Raw genomic sequence first — 15,452 nt, forward strand, 5'->3', positions numbered from 1 at the left:
CAGTCGGCCCTCGCCTACAAGGAGCGTCTGCGCGGCATCGATCTGCTGATCCTGGACGACGTCCAGTTCATTCAAGGCAAGTCGATCCAGGCGGAATTCGGCCACACCATCAACGCGCTGATCGATGGCGTCCGACCGGCCCCCGACCGAGCTGGAGGCGCTGGACGAGCGCGTGCGCTCGCGCCTGGGCGGCGGCCTCGTGGTCGAGATCACGGCCCTCGACGAGGCGCTGCGCGTCTCGATCCTGTCGGCGCGGCTCGCCGCGGTGCGGGCGGCGCATCCGGGCTTCGACGTGTCGCCGCAGGTCGCGACCTACGTGGCCCGGGCGATCACGGCCAACGGCCGCGACCTCGAAGGCGCGGTCAACCGTCTGCTGGCCCACGCCACGCTCACCGGCACCGCCGTCACGATGGAGACCGCCGAGAGCGCGATCCGCGACCTCGTGAAGAACCGCGAGCCGAAGCGCATCAAGATCGAGGATATCCAGAAGCTGGTCGCCTCGCGCTACAACGTCTCGCGCTCGGACATCCTGTCGGAGCGGCGCACCGCCGCCGTGGTCAAGCCGCGCCAGATCGCCATGTACCTGTCGAAGGTGCTGACCCTGCGCTCGCTGCCCGAGATCGGTCGCCGGTTCGGTGGACGCGACCACACCACGGTGCTGCACGCGGTGCGCAAGATCGAGAAGCAGATCGGCGAGGATACGGTTCTCGGCGACGAGGTCGAGCTGCTGAAGCGGATGCTTCAGGACTAGGATCCCGAACGGGCCCCAGGCCACTCCTCAACCATCCTAACGAGCGCGCCCGATCGAACCCCGATCGGGCGCGGTCCTGTTTTACGCGGGCTTCACGCTTGGCCGATTCGCCACGGTCCGGGATGGTGCGACGCGTATCCGCCGTGGCAGACTGGCGCCCAGCGAGTCGGCCCGGTAAGGCCGCGTCGCCAACAGGCAAGAACACGCTGGGGAACGCCGATGCCCGAAGCCTTCATCTACGATCACGTCCGCACGCCGCGCGGCCGTGGCAAGGCGGACGGAGCCCTGCACGAGGTGACGGCCCTGCGCCTCGCCGAGACCGCCCTGCGGGCCCTGAAGGACCGCAACGGCCTCGATACCGCCCTGGTGGATGACGTGATCCTGGGATGCGTCGACCCGGTGGGCGAGGCGGGGGGCGACATCGCCCGCGCCGCCGCGCTGGTGAGCGATTACGGCGACCACGTCCCTGGCATCCAGATCAACCGCTTCTGCGCGTCGGGCCTCGACGCGGTGAATTTCGCCGCCGCGCAGGTGATGAGCGGCCAGCACGAGATGGCGGTGGGGGGCGGCGTCGAATCGATGAGCCGCATCGGCATCGGCGCGTCCGGTGGGGCTTGGCCGGTCGATCCGGCGATCGCCATCAAGTCGTACTTCATGCCGCAGGGCGTCTCGGCGGACCTGATCGCCACCAAGTACGGGTTCTCGCGGGACGATTGCGACGCCTACGCGGTGCGATCGCAGGCGCGCTCGGCCAAGTCCTGGGCGGACGGGCTGTTTAACGGCTCGGTGGTCCCGGTCCGCGACGTGAACGGCATCACGCTGCTCGATCGCGACGAGCATATGCGGCCGGGCACCGACATGCAGTCGCTCGCCGCGCTGAAGGCCTCCTTCGTCCAGATGGGCCAGATGGGCGGGTTCGACGCGGTGGCGACCGACGCGCACCCGGATGTCGAGACGGTCAACCACGTCCACCATGCCGGCAATTCGTCGGGCATCGTCGATGGCGCCGCCGCCGTGCTGATCGGCTCGCAGGCGGCCGGCGCCGCCGCGGGCCTGCGGCCGCGGGCGCGGATCCGGGCGTTTGCCAACATCGGTTCGGATCCGGCCCTGATGCTCACGGGGCCGGTGGACGTCACCCGCAAGGTTCTGGCCCGGTCCGGGCTGAGCCTCTCCGACATCGATCTGTTCGAGGTGAACGAGGCCTTTGCGGCGGTGGTGCTGCGCTTCTGCCAGGCGTTCGACCTCGATCCCGAAATCGTCAACGTCACCGGCGGCGCGATCGCCCTGGGCCACCCGCTCGGGGCGACCGGCGCGATGATCCTCGGAACGGTGCTCGACGAGCTGGAGCGCACCGGCAAGGAGCGCGCGCTGGTGACGCTCTGCATCGGTGCGGGCATGGGCACCGCCACGATCATCGAGCGCGTCTGAGCGACGGTGCGGCGCGGGGGGCCGGTCAAGGCCGCTCCCCAAAGCCCGGGAACGCTGCTAGAGGCGCGGGCGACGGTCGGCCCGAATCCGGGCCGGACGATAAAACATTGGGAGTCGAGCCCTTGAACCGCCTGATCGCGACGCTCTGCCTGGGCGTCTCCCTGAGCATACCGCTGGCCGCACGTGCCGACGATGCGTCCGACCGTATCACCGAAGCCACGTCGCTGGTGAACAAGACCCTGATCAAGAACCTTCAGACCGGCTTCAACGTCGCCCTGGAGAAGACCGTCGCGGCGATGCCGGAATCGCGCGCCGAGGCCGTGCGCAAGGAACTCACGGACGAGTTCGAGAAGCAGCGCGGCATCATGATCGAGGGGCTGTCGAAGGAATACGCCCAGAAGTTCACGCTCGCGGAGCTGAAGCATCTGGACGAGATCTACGCCGATCCGACCTACCTCAAGTTCCAGACGATGAACGCCGACCCCAACTCGGCGGTGACGGCGATCTCGCAGAACTCGGTGACGAAGTTGCTCAACATGCTGGCGGTGGCCGCCGCCACCGACAACGCCCCGAAGACCGGTGCGCCGCCGGTGCCGCCCCCGGCAGCTCCCCCCGCACCGGCGCCGAAGTAGCCGATGCCGTTCCCCGCGCGCGATCGGCTGGTCTCAGGCCGCGCGCGCGGCCGCCCGATGGGCGAAGCCGTCCACCCGGGGCAGGTCTTCGAGCTTGGGCTTGGCGAAGTGATAGCCCTGCACGAGCGTAATCCCGAGACCGCGCAGGGCATCGAGTTCCCCCGCGGTCTCGACGCCCTCGGCCAGAACCGTGACGCCGAGCGCGCGGGCGATGGCGATGATTCCGGACACGATCGCGTGGCGGCCGGAATCCGTGTCGATGCTGCGCACGAGCTCCATGTCGATCTTGATCAGGTCGGGACGGAAATTCGCCAGCAGGTTCAGCCCCGCGAAGCCGGCGCCGAAATCATCGAGCGCCGTCAGGAAGCCCTGCTTGCGGTAGGCGGCGACGATGCGCTTCACATGCTCAATGTCGCGGAACCGCTCCTGTTCGGTGAACTCGAACATGATCCGCCGATACGAGAAGTCGACGCGTCGCGCGGCCTCCAGCGAGGCGCGGATGCAGGCGTTCGGCTCGTAGACCGCGTTCGGCATGAAGTTGATCGACAGCCGCGTGTCGCTGTCCCGCGGGAACAGGCGCCCGGCCAATTCGATCGCCTTGACGCGCGCGGCCTGGTCGAACTGGTAGCGATTCGCGTCGGTGACCCGGTCGAGGATGGTGCCGGCCGGTTCGCCGTTGGGCCCGCGCACCAGGGCCTCGTAGGCCCAGACGTGCCCGGATCCGAGGTCGAGGATCGGCTGAAACGCCATTGTGAAGTCGAAATCGAGGGCGGCCCCGTCGCGGCATGCGCGGCAGCCAATGTCCTTCGTCATATGCCGAATCCGTCGGTACCCCCCGACCGGCGGATCATGCGCTACGGCGCTCAATGCAACCTTAACGTACAACCACCGGCTTTTAGACGGCGTGACTTTGGGAGGACGGCACGATGACGCTGACCGATTTCCGTTTTGAGACCGATAGAGACGGCGTTGCGGTGGCGACCTGGGATATGCCGGGCCGTTCGATGAACGTGATCACCGAAGCGGTGATGGATCAGCTCGAGCAGATCATCCAGCGGGTCGCCTCGGACGCGGCGATCAAGGGTTGCGTGATCGCCACCGGCAAGGACAACTTCTCCGGTGGCGCCGACCTCACGATGCTGCAGGGGCTCGGCCGGGCCTATGAGCAGTTGAAGGCCGAGCAGGGCGAGGAGGTGGCGATGCGCCACTTCTTCGAGGCGTCGCGGCGCCTGTCGCTGCTGTTCCGGCGGCTTGAGACCTGCGGCAAGCCGTTCGCTGCCGCGATCCAGGGCTTGTGCCTGGGTGGCGCCTTCGAGCTCGCCCTGTCCTGCCACCACCGCATCGCCTCGGACGATGCTAAGACACGGCTCGGGCTGCCGGAGATCAAGGTCGGGCTGTTCCCGGGCGGCGGCGGCACCCAGCGGGTCGCGCGGCTGATGCAGACCGGCGACGCGCTCCAGATGCTGTTCAAGGGCGAGCAGATCCGCGCGCCGATGGCCAAGGGCATGGGGCTGATCCACGCGGTGGCGCCGCAGGCCGAGATCGTCGAGCGCGCCAAGGCCTGGATCCGCGACGGCGGCTCGGCGGTGGCACCCTGGGACGTGCCGAAGTTCAAGGCGCCCTCCGGAAAGGTCTACTCGCCCGCCGGCATGATGATCTGGCCGCCGGCCAACGCGATCTATCGCCGGGAGACGCACGACAATTACCCGGCCGCCAAGGCGATCCTGGCCTCGGTCTACGAGGGTCTGCAGCTGCCCATGGACCTCGCCCTGCGGGTCGAGAGCCGGTACTTCGCGCATATCCTGCGCTCGAAGGAGGCGGCGGCGATGATCCGCACGCTGTTCATCTCCATGGGGGAGCTGAACAAGGGCGCCCGCCGACCGAAGGACGTTCCCGCCACCAGCCTGCGGCGGGTCGGCGTGATCGGCGCCGGCTTCATGGGCGCGGGCGTCGCCTACGTCACCGCCCAGGCCGGGATCGAGGTCGTCCTGGTCGACCAGTCGATCGAGGCCGCCGAGAAGGGCAAGGCCTACGCCCACACGCTGATCACCGGCCAGATCAACAAGGGCCGCGCCAAGACCGCGGACCGCGACGCGCTGCTCGGCCGGATCACCACCACGGCGGATTACGCCACGCTCAGCGGTTGCGACCTCGTGATCGAGGCGGTGTTCGAGGACCCCAAGGTGAAGGCCGAGGTGATCCAGAAGGTCGAGGCAGTGATCGGCGCCGATACGATCTTCGCCTCCAACACCTCGACCCTGCCGATCTCCGGCCTGGCGAAGAACTCGCAGCGGCCGGACCGGTTCGTCGGCATCCATTTCTTCTCGCCCGTGGAGAAGATGATGCTGGTCGAGATCATCAAGGGCGAGGCCACCGGCGACGCGGCGCTCGCCACCGCCCTCGATTACGTGCGGCTGATCAAGAAGACGCCGATCGTCGTGAACGACGCCCGCGGCTTCTTCGCCAACCGCTGCGTCGGCGCCTACATCCTGGAGGGGCACAAGATGCTCGCCGAGGGCGTGCCGCCCGCCATGATCGAGAGCGCAGGGCGCCAGGCCGGCATGCCGGTCGGGCCGCTCTCGCTCAACGACGAGGTCGCCCTCGACCTCGTGCTCAAGATCGCCAAGGCCACCGAGGCTCAGGTCGGGGCGGATGCGGTCGATCCCGCCCAGAAGACGATCCTCACCGCCATGGTGGAGGGCCAGGGCCGGCTCGGGCGCAAGAACCGCAAGGGGTTCTACGATTACCCCGAAGGCGCACCCAAGCGCCTCTGGCCGGGCCTGGCCGACCTGCAGCCCAACCGGATCACCCCGGAGGCAGTCGATTTCAACGAGCTGAAGCAGCGGCTCTTGGTGGTGCAGGCGCTGGAAGCCGCCCGCACCGTCGGCGAAGGCGTGGTCACCGATCCCCGGGAGGCGGATGTCGGCTCGATCCTGGGCTTCGGCTTCGCCCCCTTCACGGGCGGCACCCTGTCCTACATCGACTTCATGGGGGCGGCCTCCTTCGTGGCCCTCGCCCGCGGCCTGGAGGCCAAGCACGGCCCCCGCTTCCGGGTCCCCGACACCCTGGCCGCCATGGCCGAGCAGGGCGGAACGTTCTACGCGGCGGAGAAGCGCGCAGCCTGATCTTTCAGCAGACCCTCATAAGACCAGGGACTGAGAGCCGTTCCCGATCGCTCCGGGAACGGCTCGGCTTACTACGTCTCCGGCTAATTGGACGACGGCATGTGGCTTCGAGCGATGTCGAGCGCCCAGTCACGGTGCTTCGGCATTGCCTCGCGGCAGCCTGATCCTCATCACGCGACACGGAGCTTCGCACCGAGCATCCGGGCGAGCAGCTCAACGTCGCCGGCGTTGTCGGAGAGCAGGTCGGTGATGTCGCCGACCTCCAGCGCCTTCACGTGGCGGCAGCGCATCCCGTAGCGGCCGGCCGTGCAGGTGCAACGCAGCTGCGGGCCGCCCGTCCGCTCTTCCAGCACAATGTCGTATCGCTTGCCGGTCGAGCCTCGCACGGAGAAGCTCAGCGCCGAGGGGGCGGCCGGGAAGGCGGCCAGCGCGCGGTCGCTGATCGCTCCCGCAGCCCGGCGGGGGAGGGACGGGCCGCCCGTCACCCGGGTGACCGGCACGCCGATCGCCGCCGCGAGGCCGTGGACGTCCGGCGTCTCGGTCTGGCGCATGGCCGCCAGGGCGATCGCCGCGCAGGCATAGGCATCCTCGCCGGCGTCGTGGTGCTCGAAGCGGATTCCGAGGCGCCGGGCCACCTTGCCGAGGCCGCAGCCCTCCGGTGCCGGGAAGACCCGGCGGGCGATCTGGACGGTGCAGAGATAGGACAGAGCCGGAACCGGCAGACCGGCCCGGGCCAGGCCCGCGCGGAGCACGCCGATGTCGAAGCTGGCGTTGTGCGCCAGGATCAGCCCGCGGGTGAGGTCGCCGAGATAGGGCGCCATCACGCCGGCGAAATCCGGCTCGTTGGCCACGTTGGCGGGCAGGATGCCGTGGACCCGGATGTTGCCCGGCGAGAACCGCATCTCCGGCGGCCGGATCAGGTGGCTCTCCCGGCGCACGACGCGCCCGTCCGCGATCCAGGCGAGACCCACCGCGCAGGCACTGTCGCGCCGCTCGTTGGCCGTCTCGAAGTCGAGGGCCAGGACCGTCATCGCGGGTGGACCATGCCGTGGAACGTTCTCGGGGTGTTCCCGAACCGTCTAAGCCCCCGTGACCAGCGCTTCAACCCTGCGCCACCATCCCGAGCCAATCGTCCTCCGACACGACCCGGACGCCGTGCTTCTCGGCATCCTTGAGCTTCGAGCCGGCCCCGGGGCCCGCGACCACGAGGTCGGTCTTGGCCGACACCGATCCGGAGACCTTCGCGCCCAGCCGCTCGGCCACCGCCTTGGCTTCGTTGCGCGTCATCTTCTCCAGGGTGCCGGTGAAGACCACGGTCTGGCCGGCGAAGGCCGAGGCGGCCGCCGGACGCTCCATCGGCGCGACCGTGACTTCCGCGATCAGGGCCGTGACGGCGTCGGCATTGTGCGGCTCGGAGAAGAACAGGATCAGCGCGTCGGTCGCCACGGGCCCGATCTCGCCGTCGTCGGCAAACAGCCGGTAGGCGTCCCCGGGCTTCTGCTCGGCGGCCCGGGCGAGGGCGGCCCGCACGGCATCGACATCGCCGTAATGCTGCAGCAGGTTTTCCCGCTGGGGGGCGCTGAGCCGCGCGCGCGGCGCATCGGACGGTGCGTCGTCGGGAAAGCCGAGATCGAGCAGGCGGTCTCGGGTCGTGTCGCCGATCCTGTCCACGGACCGGAGCTCGACCCAGTCCGGCCCCGGCTGCACGGCCGCCGCGTCCTTGATCGCGGCGATGAGGGACGGCATGTCCGAAAACCGCTTGGCCAGCGCCTTGGCGGTGGCCTCGCCGATCTGCGGGATGCCGAGGGCGAACAGCAGCCGGTTCATCGGGACCGACCGGCGGGCCTCGACCCCGGCCAGCAGGTTCTTGATCGCCTTGTCTTCGTCGTCGCCCTTCTTCTTGGCGGCCTTCTTCGGCGGCTCGATGGCGCCGGCCTCGGCGCGCCGCTCGGCCGAAAGCGCCTCGCGCCGGGCAACGACGGCCGCCTTCAGGGTCTCGAAATCCAGGCGGAACAGATCAGCGGGCTGGCGCACCAGCCCGGATTCGAACAGCACCTCGATGTAGGTCTCGCCGAAACCCTCGATATCGAAACCGTTGCGCGAGACGAAGTGCTTCAGCCGCTCGACCCCCTGCGCCGGGCAGATCAGGCCGCCGGTGCAGCGCCGGATCGCGTCCGGGCGTCCGGTGCGCGGGTTGACCGCCCGCACGGCGCGGCTGCCGCAGGCCGGGCAGGTCTCGGGAAAGGCGTAGGGCTGCGAATCCGCCGGGCGCTTGGCGAGGTCGACATCCATCACTTTCGGGATGACGTCGCCGGCCCGCACCACGGTGACTGTGTCGCCGACGCGGATGTCCCGGCCGTCGCGGATCGGCGCGCCGTCGCCCCCGACGCCCTTCACGTACCCCTCGTTGTGGAGCGTCGCGTTGGACACGACCACGCCGCCCACCGTCACGGGCCGCAGCTTCGCGAGGGGGTTGAGCGAGCCGGTGCGGCCGACATTGATGACGATGTCCTCCACCACCGTCGTCGCCTCCTGGGCGGCGAACTTGTGCGCCAGCGCCCAGCGCGGCGAGCGGGAGACGAAGCCGAGCCGCTTCTGCAACGCGAGGTCGTCCACCTTGTAGACGACGCCGTCGATGTCGTAGCCGAGCCCGGCCCGGTCCGCCTCGATCCGGCGGTAGTGACCGAGCATCGCGTCGATGTCGGTGAACGTGCGGGTCAGGGGGTTCACCGGCAGGCCCCAGCTGGCGAACCGTTCGAGGGCGCCGGACTGGGTCTCGGCGATCGGTGCCGACAGCTCGCCCCAGGCATAGGCGAAGAACTTCAGCGGCCGGGACGCCGTGATGCCGGGATCGAGCTGGCGCAGGCTGCCGGCGGCGGCGTTGCGCGGGTTGGCGAAGAGCGGCTTGCCGGCCGCCTCTTGGCGCACGTTGATCGCGGCGAAATCGGCGTGGGACAGGTAAACCTCCCCACGGATCTCGCAGATCTCCGGCCATCCGGTCCCCGCGAGCGAGGCCGGTATGTCGTGGACGGTGCGGGCGTTGGCGGTGACGTTTTCGCCGACCTCGCCGTCTCCGCGGGTGGCTGCCGTCTCGAGCGCGCCGTTCACGTAGCGCAGCGACAACGACAGGCCGTCGATCTTCGGCTCCGCCGTGAAGGCCAGGGGCGCGTCCTCGGGCCAGCCCAGGAAGCGCCGGACCCGAGCCGCGAACTCGGCGACTTCCTCCGCATCGAAGGCGTTGCCCAGCGAGAGCATCGGCACGGCGTGCCGCACCTTGGCGAACTTCTCGGACGGCTTGGCGCCGACCGACGTGCTGGCCGCCCCGGTCCCGGCGAGATCGGGAAACCGGGTCTCGATCTCCTCCAGCCGGCGGCGCAGGCGGTCGTACTCCGCGTCCGAGATCTCGGGCGCGTCCTCCTGGTAGTAGAGCCTGTCGGCCTCCTGGATCGCGTCCGAGAGCCGGGCATGCTCGGTGCGCGCCTCCTCGGCTGTCAGGTCGAGGTCGGGCGTGTCGGGCTTCGCAGCTGGCATGTGGGCGTTCTAGCGCATCGCGGGCCCGGGGGGAGTCGGCCGCCCTGCGACATCCCCGATTTCCCTCAACCGCCCGGGGCGAGCAACTCGCCGCGGCCGACCAGGAGGGCCGCACCCAGGAACACGGTGGCGACCAGGATTGCCACGGCGGACAGCGGCATCACCGGGGCGAGCCATCCGGCCGAAGCCGTCCCGGCGACCGAGCCGAGATTCATCGCCGCCATGTAGACCTCGAACTGCGTCGCCGCGCCGGCGCGTCCGCGGCTGGCCTGGAGCAGGGCGGGCATCAGCGCGACGATCAAGAGACCCGGCAAGGCGTTGGTCAGGGCCAGGATGAGCGGTGCCGCGGAGCCGAGAAGGCCGGCACCGATCAGCACCCCCGCCAGCACGAAGGTCGCCGCGCTCGCCACGAGCAGGATTCTCAGCGGCCGCACCGGCCCGACCCGATCGGACCACAGGCCGATGGTGAACGCGCCCGCAGTGCCGCTCACGAGCGCCAGCCCCGCCTGGAGTCGGGACAGGGCCGCGGGCTCCCAGCCGCGTCCTTGGAGCAGGTCGACCGAGAAGGGCAGCTCGAACAGCCCAAGGGCCCCGTCGAGGCCGAAACACAGGGCCAGCAGCTGCAGCGCCCGCTTTCGGCGCAGCGCGATCCCGAGGCGGCGGAGGAAGCGCAGGAACGGGACCCGTCGGGGCTCCGGTCCGCGCCGGTCGAGCGACAGCAACGCGTCTGCGGGTGCTTCGCGCACGAGCAGCATCGGCAGGCTCGCCAACAGACCGGCCCCGAGCAGCACGGAGAGGCTGACGGTCAGCCCGTACGTGGCGAGCGTCCAGCCGAGGATCGCCGCGCTGAGGCTCGTGCCGACGACGAAGCCCGCGCGCGTGCAGGCGCTGACCCGGCCCAACTCTTCCGCGGGTACGTGGTCCATGATCATCCGGTCGCATGCGGTATCCAGCAGCGAGGCGAACAGGCTGTGGACCAGGAAGGCGATGCCGAGCAGGCCCACCTGTTCCGCGTCGAGCAACAGCATCAGGGCCACCGCCGCGTGACACCCGAGAAGCGCTGCCACCGCGAAGGGCCGGCGCCGGCCCATGCGCAGGTCGCCGGACCGGTCGACGAGCGGCCCCCACAGGATCGGCTGGAGCGTCCAGGGCAGCCCCGCCAGGGCGAAATGAACCCCGACCTCGGTTGCCGACACCCCACGCGCCGTAAGGTGGTTGGCCAGGGCGGTGAGGGAAAAGCCGGCGATCAGACCTTGATAGAGGTAGGTCGCGAAGAAGACGCCGTAGCGGGCGCGCCGCCCCGCGAGGCTCGGCAACCCCACGCCGGTCGGAGCCGGCCGAACCCTCAAGTCGCCCTGCACTTGCCGGCCCGGTGCCGCACGACGATGCTCCTCCCCCCCGCCGCCACCGGATCGAACCCGTGCCGCCCCAACCTGAACAGCCTACGTCGTACGCCCGGACCTCGCGATGGGTCGCGTGAGCGCGGCCGACATCTGGATCGTCGATCTGGCTTTGTCGCCGGGTCAGCTCGATCGGTGTGCGCCCGTCCTGGATACACACGAGCGCGACCGCGCCGCGCGCTTCATGCGGGCGGCGGACCGCATTCGGTTCCAGGCGAGCCACGCGGCCCTGCGACTGATTCTCGGAGAGGCGCTGGGCAGCGCGCCGGGCACGATTCGCGTGGAGGCCGGCGGGGCCGGAAAGCCTCGCCTGGCCGGTGCCGCGCACGGCGCCTTCGACTTCAACCTGTCCCATTCCGGTGAACGCGCGGTCGTCGGCGTAGCGCGCGGCGCGGCCATCGGCGTCGATGTCGAGGCGATCCGGCCGATCCCGGATCCGTTGCGCATCGCGCGCGGGCATTTTGCGGCGGATGAGGTCGCAGCCCTCGCCGGCCACTCCCACGAGACGATGGAGCCCGCCTTCTTCGGCCTGTGGACGCGCAAGGAGGCCGTGGTGAAGGCGCTGGGTGCCGGCCTCTCGATGTCGCTCGACCGTTTCAGCGTCAGCGTGCCGCCCGCCCGCCCAAGGCTCCTCCGCATGCAGCAGGCTGGCGACTGGACGCTCACCGAACTCGATTGCGGTCCCGGATATGCCGCGACGGCCGCGCTGCGCTGCGCGGCGTCCGAGATCACGGTCCAGCATCTGGCGGGCGATTGGACGACCCGTCTGCGCTGACCGCCCAAAACCGCCCTTGCGGTACGGGAAAGGCGCAGCTATAAGCCCGCTGCTGGCAGTTGCGGACACGCAAATCGGCCTTCGGAGTGTAGCGCAGTCTGGTAGCGCACCACGTTCGGGACGTGGGGGTCGCAGGTTCAAATCCTGCCACTCCGACCATCATTCCCCTCTGGGGAAGGTCATCCCGCCATCCACAGGTTTCGGCCCGGCCACAGGTTCGGCCACAGGTTTGCGCCACTGCGCGCAAATCCGAACCCGCCGGACCGGTCAGGCCGCGCGCTTCCGGCCCCGGCCGCCGAGCGCGGCGCGAGCGCCTTCCATGTGGTCGGACGCGTGGTGGCCGTAGCGCCGCTCGATCATCTCGACCGACATCCCGACGTACCCGGCGAGCTCCCAGATATCGACGCCCTCCTGCATTCCCCACGTGACCGCGGTGTGCCGGAGGCTGTGGCGGACGACGTCGTCGCCCAGCCCGAGCTCGTGGACCAGGTTCGCGAAGGCCCGCTTCGTCGATCCTACGGGCTTGCCATTCCATTCCACGACGTAGCGCTGGCCTAGGACGTGGTGCCAGCGCCAGAGGTGCGCCACGAGGCTATCGGGCATCCGGACGGTGGGCTGCCTCTTGTTCTTCTTCGCCGCGGCCCCGAGTGCCTTCCGGTGGAACAGGGCGACGCGCTTCCCGTCCTCGATCCGCAGCTCCATCCAGGGGCGGCCGACCTCAGGAATGAAGCTCGCGCCGCAGACGGGTCCCGACCGAGTGCCGGTCCGGAGCCCGACAAGGATGTGCCGGGCCAGGTGCTTCCCGACCCGTCGCCCCTTCACCTGCTCGCCCTTGCGCTCGCCGCGGTGGACGGTCTGGGTCTCGCGCTTGCGCCAGGCCGCCAGCAGGAGGCGGGCGGCCTCGGGCTTGGTCAGCCAACGGTCGCGCGCCTCGCTCTTCGCCGGCAGGGTGACCTTCACGACCTCGCGGGTGAGGCCGTCGGTCAGCGCCAGGTTCACCGCCGCGCGCAGGTCCTCCAGCTCCCGCCGGGCACCGCCCTCAGAAACAGTGCGGGGCTTCGCCGGCCGGGAGTGGCCACGGCGAACGGGACCGGCGCCGTCGGCCCGCGCGTTGCCGTCGCGATCGAGCCCCGCCCGGGCGTGCGCCTTCCATGCGGAGCCGACGCGGGAATCGACGTAGGCCGCGCACGAGACACTGTCGACGTCCTCCAGGCTGCGCTCGCCCCACCATTCGAGCAGCGTCTCGACGCGCTGCGCCAGCTCATGGTGCCGGGCGACGCCGCCCTTCACCTCGCCGGTGACAGGATCGGTCCGGCCCTTCTTGGCGGAGAGGTATCGGTCCAGCACCTCGGCCACCAGGACGTCGCAGGCCGGCCTGTTCTTCCGGGGGCCGGACGCGTCCGGTGCGACGACGGCCAGCGTCGCCGTGTACTCGTCTAGGGCTTCGAGCGCTTGGCGTTCCGCGTCCTTGCCATGACCGCAGCCAGTTGAGCGGACCTGCTTCCCCTTGTGGACGATCCACCACCGGCCGGTGCGGTCGACGCCGTCGGCATCGACCCGTCCGGGGCGCCACCAGATGTAAGGATTCCCGCGTCCGGTCTTGCCGAGAGTGCGCGGCTTGGCGGCGGCGCGGGACGGACGGGGGCGTCGGGGCTTCGGGGTGCTGGCGTCGTCCGGCATCGCTCTCTCCATTCGCGGACGAGCCGCTTGGTGACGTACATCAGCCTCCCGTGCCTCTCGACGGCGAGGTCCCCGCGCTCGATCGCCCCGCGCAGCGCGGCCGCGGTCCAGAGCGGCGCCCGCCCGAAGATCTCGTCAGGCTGGCACAGCTCCGGCAGCCACGTCGCGGTCTCAAGGTCGAGGGGAGCGTCGTCGTGCGCGTCCGCCGCGAGGCGCGGGCGGTCGTCGAAGGCGGGTCCCAAGTCGAAGGTGAAGGTCGGCATAGGCCAACCATGACACAAACTGTGGCCGCTAAAAGCGTGACGCAGGTCAACGGTTAACCGCTCGGGCACGCCATGCCCTGGGCTCGCCGGATCCGGCCAGGGGATCGGTAACCCCTGCAGGGATCCGTGCTTGCCGCCGGCGGGCCGATCGGCGAGGCTCGGTCCCATGAGCACGCACCTCCGCATAGGCAAACGCCGTCGCTTGGCCTGAGGCCAGCCACCGCCACCGGGATCCCCGGCTGGCACGCGTTCCCTTATGCTTGGAGGCCTCAGATGGCCGTCACCTGGTTCGTTTCAGACACCCACTTCGGCCATCGCAATATCCTGTCCGACAGGATGCACCGGCCGCGCCCGTTCGCCTCGATAGAGGAGCACGACGAGCGCCTGATCTCACGCTGGAATGACCGCGTGCGCGATGACGACATCGTCTATCATCTGGGCGATTTCGCCTTCGGCGGGGGGCATGCCCGGGCACGCGGGATCTTCGACCGGCTCCGGGGCCGCAAGAACCTGATCATCGGCAACCACGAGACCCAGGGGATGCGCCTGCCGTGGGCGTCCCCTCCGGTGCATGCCGCCACCATCCACGTGCAAGACGCCGGCATGCCGCGGGCTCAGGCGGTCTATGTCGCCCACTGCGCGCATCGCGTCTGGCCCGGCATGCACCGGGGCACCCTGCACCTCTACGGGCATTCCCACGGCAGCCTGCCCGGAACGGCGGCGAGCCTCGATGTGGGCGTCGATTGCTGGAACTGGGCGCCTGTCCGGATCGGGGAGATCCGGGAGGCGCTGGCCGAGACGGCAGCCCGGGAGGCCGGGGCCGTCACGGCGGCGGAGCTGGCCGAGGCGGCGTGAGGGCGGTCGGATTTGCAGCCCTCAGGGTGGCCCCGTCCTAGCAGTCGAAATCCCGATCCGTGTTTGGCCCCCTATCGTAGATGCCGATCTTCCTGAGAACGGACACGACAGAGGTGTCGTCGGAGAACTTGTCGAGGATCGATCCGTCCGCGTCATGGATCTCGTAGTCTCGCCGACCCTTCCTGACGAACGTCAGTCCCTCGGGGAGAACGCCAAGCCGCCACCGGTATTGCATGGCCTTGGCCTGTTCGCGTTGCCGCCACACCATCCGCTCGGCCCGGTCGTAGGCTTGCCGATCAGCTTCGGGGACCATCGTCTCCAACTGCTGCTGCGCGTAGACGTAGCAGCCCCAGGCGATCTCCCACCTCAGCAACTTCAGCCGCCGCGGCGGCGTCGTGGGCACCTCGACATCGCCGCGCAGGACCGCGGCGAGCTCGTACAGGTCAAGATGCGAGAGGCGCACGCACCGGAGCAGGTCCTGGGGCTCGGCATGCTCCCAAGGCTCGCAGATCAGCACGGGAAGATTGGGCGGCGTGGCCATGTGTTTCTCCGGCGGAGCAGGACTGCGGGGCGGGGTCGAGGGCTAGTCACCATCCGTGAGGAGATCATCCTGGGGATCGCCCGGCTCGTAAGGCGGGAAGCCGCTGAGGGCCTCCTCCATGGACGTCGTCGGGACCGGATCACCTGGCCATGCACGGATCCTGAGCAGGCGGTCGGCTAGGTCCATCGCGGCGTCGATCGCCAGGATCTCCAGCTCCGGGATCACGCGCTCCGGAACCGGGCGCGCGCCCGAGACCCAGGCGGCGATCTGAACCGGCGCGGTGTCCTGCCGGCGGAGCCGACCGAGGGCCTCGGCCATGGGCGTCTGCCAGCGTGAACCGTAAGCCGCCTCACCGAACTTGATGACGAGCGCCCGCCGCTGGAGCTGGTCCTCGCTCAGCTTCGAGACGTCCGGCTTGGCGGCACGGCGGGCCTTGGCCTCCGGGGTGCCGGCGGCGGGGATGTCGGGGCG

11 protein-coding genes, 1 tRNA gene and 2 pseudogenes are annotated in these 15,452 nt (G+C 69.9%); 7 read left to right on the plus strand and 7 right to left on the minus strand.

The features are described from left to right. From FV242_RS27575 to FV242_RS27585, 3 genes and pseudogenes are all read left to right on the plus strand, one after another. Positions 1-751, plus strand: a pseudogene (locus tag FV242_RS27575) (chromosomal replication initiator protein DnaA); the annotation flags it as partial. A gap of 219 nt (positions 752-970) precedes the next feature. Continuing rightward, positions 971-2,179, plus strand: a complete 1,209-nt coding sequence (locus tag FV242_RS27580) for an acetyl-CoA C-acetyltransferase (protein WP_147907120.1) — start codon at positions 971-973, stop codon at positions 2,177-2,179. A 122-nt stretch (positions 2,180-2,301) separates the two neighbouring features. Next, positions 2,302-2,811, plus strand: coding sequence for a hypothetical protein (locus tag FV242_RS27585; protein WP_147907121.1), 510 nt, complete (start codon positions 2,302-2,304; stop codon positions 2,809-2,811). Positions 2,812-2,844: 33 nt separating this feature from the next. Here FV242_RS27585 and FV242_RS27590 read toward each other — a convergent pair whose 3' ends face one another. Beyond that, the gene (locus FV242_RS27590; protein ID WP_147941178.1) at positions 2,845-3,624 is read right to left on the minus strand and encodes an EAL domain-containing protein; all 780 of its coding nucleotides are present in this window, start codon (positions 3,622-3,624) and stop codon (positions 2,845-2,847) included. Positions 3,625-3,737: 113 nt separating this feature from the next. Between FV242_RS27590 and FV242_RS27595 the strand changes: the two genes are divergently transcribed. After that, positions 3,738-5,936, plus strand: a complete 2,199-nt coding sequence (locus tag FV242_RS27595; protein WP_147941179.1) for a 3-hydroxyacyl-CoA dehydrogenase NAD-binding domain-containing protein — start codon at positions 3,738-3,740, stop codon at positions 5,934-5,936. 170 nt (positions 5,937-6,106) lie between these two features. On the opposite strand, the gene FV242_RS27600 is transcribed toward FV242_RS27595, so the two are convergent. From FV242_RS27600 to FV242_RS27610, 3 genes are all read right to left on the minus strand, one after another. After that, a complete protein-coding gene (locus tag FV242_RS27600) occupies positions 6,107-6,967 on the minus strand; it encodes a 3'-5' exonuclease (protein WP_147941180.1) in 861 nt (286 codons plus the stop codon). 70 nt (positions 6,968-7,037) lie between these two features. Further along, a complete protein-coding gene (ligA, locus tag FV242_RS27605) occupies positions 7,038-9,467 on the minus strand; it encodes an NAD-dependent DNA ligase LigA (protein ID WP_147941181.1) in 2,430 nt (809 codons plus the stop codon). A 65-nt stretch (positions 9,468-9,532) separates the two neighbouring features. Beyond that, the gene (locus tag FV242_RS27610; protein ID WP_246692909.1) at positions 9,533-10,789 is read right to left on the minus strand and encodes an MFS transporter; all 1,257 of its coding nucleotides are present in this window, start codon (positions 10,787-10,789) and stop codon (positions 9,533-9,535) included. A gap of 145 nt (positions 10,790-10,934) precedes the next feature. Here FV242_RS27610 and FV242_RS27615 point away from each other — a divergent pair, with 145 nt between their 5' ends. After that, the gene (locus tag FV242_RS27615) at positions 10,935-11,642 is read left to right on the plus strand and encodes a 4'-phosphopantetheinyl transferase superfamily protein (protein WP_246692910.1); all 708 of its coding nucleotides are present in this window, start codon (positions 10,935-10,937) and stop codon (positions 11,640-11,642) included. A gap of 82 nt (positions 11,643-11,724) precedes the next feature. After that, positions 11,725-11,801, plus strand: a tRNA-Pro gene (locus FV242_RS27620). A gap of 108 nt (positions 11,802-11,909) precedes the next feature. On the opposite strand, the gene FV242_RS27625 is transcribed toward FV242_RS27620, so the two are convergent. Next, complete coding sequence (locus FV242_RS27625; protein ID WP_147941183.1) at positions 11,910-13,322, minus strand: site-specific integrase; 1,413 nt, start codon at positions 13,320-13,322, stop codon at positions 11,910-11,912. A 536-nt stretch (positions 13,323-13,858) separates the two neighbouring features. On the opposite strand from FV242_RS27625, the gene FV242_RS27630 reads away from it, so the two are divergent. Beyond that, positions 13,859-14,440 carry a metallophosphoesterase gene (locus FV242_RS27630; RefSeq protein WP_147941184.1) on the plus strand — a complete coding sequence of 194 codons (582 nt, stop codon included), beginning with the start codon at positions 13,859-13,861 and terminating at the stop codon, positions 14,438-14,440. Between the two features lie 37 nt (positions 14,441-14,477). On the opposite strand, the gene FV242_RS27635 is transcribed toward FV242_RS27630, so the two are convergent. Both FV242_RS27635 and FV242_RS34845 read right to left on the minus strand, forming a co-directional pair. Continuing rightward, the gene (locus FV242_RS27635) at positions 14,478-14,981 is read right to left on the minus strand and encodes a hypothetical protein (protein WP_147941185.1); all 504 of its coding nucleotides are present in this window, start codon (positions 14,979-14,981) and stop codon (positions 14,478-14,480) included. Positions 14,982-15,023: 42 nt separating this feature from the next. Then, positions 15,024-15,452, minus strand: a pseudogene (locus FV242_RS34845) (hypothetical protein); the annotation flags it as partial.

This window comes from Methylobacterium sp. WL64 (assembly GCF_008039945.1).
Lineage (GTDB): Bacteria > Pseudomonadota > Alphaproteobacteria > Rhizobiales > Beijerinckiaceae > Methylobacterium.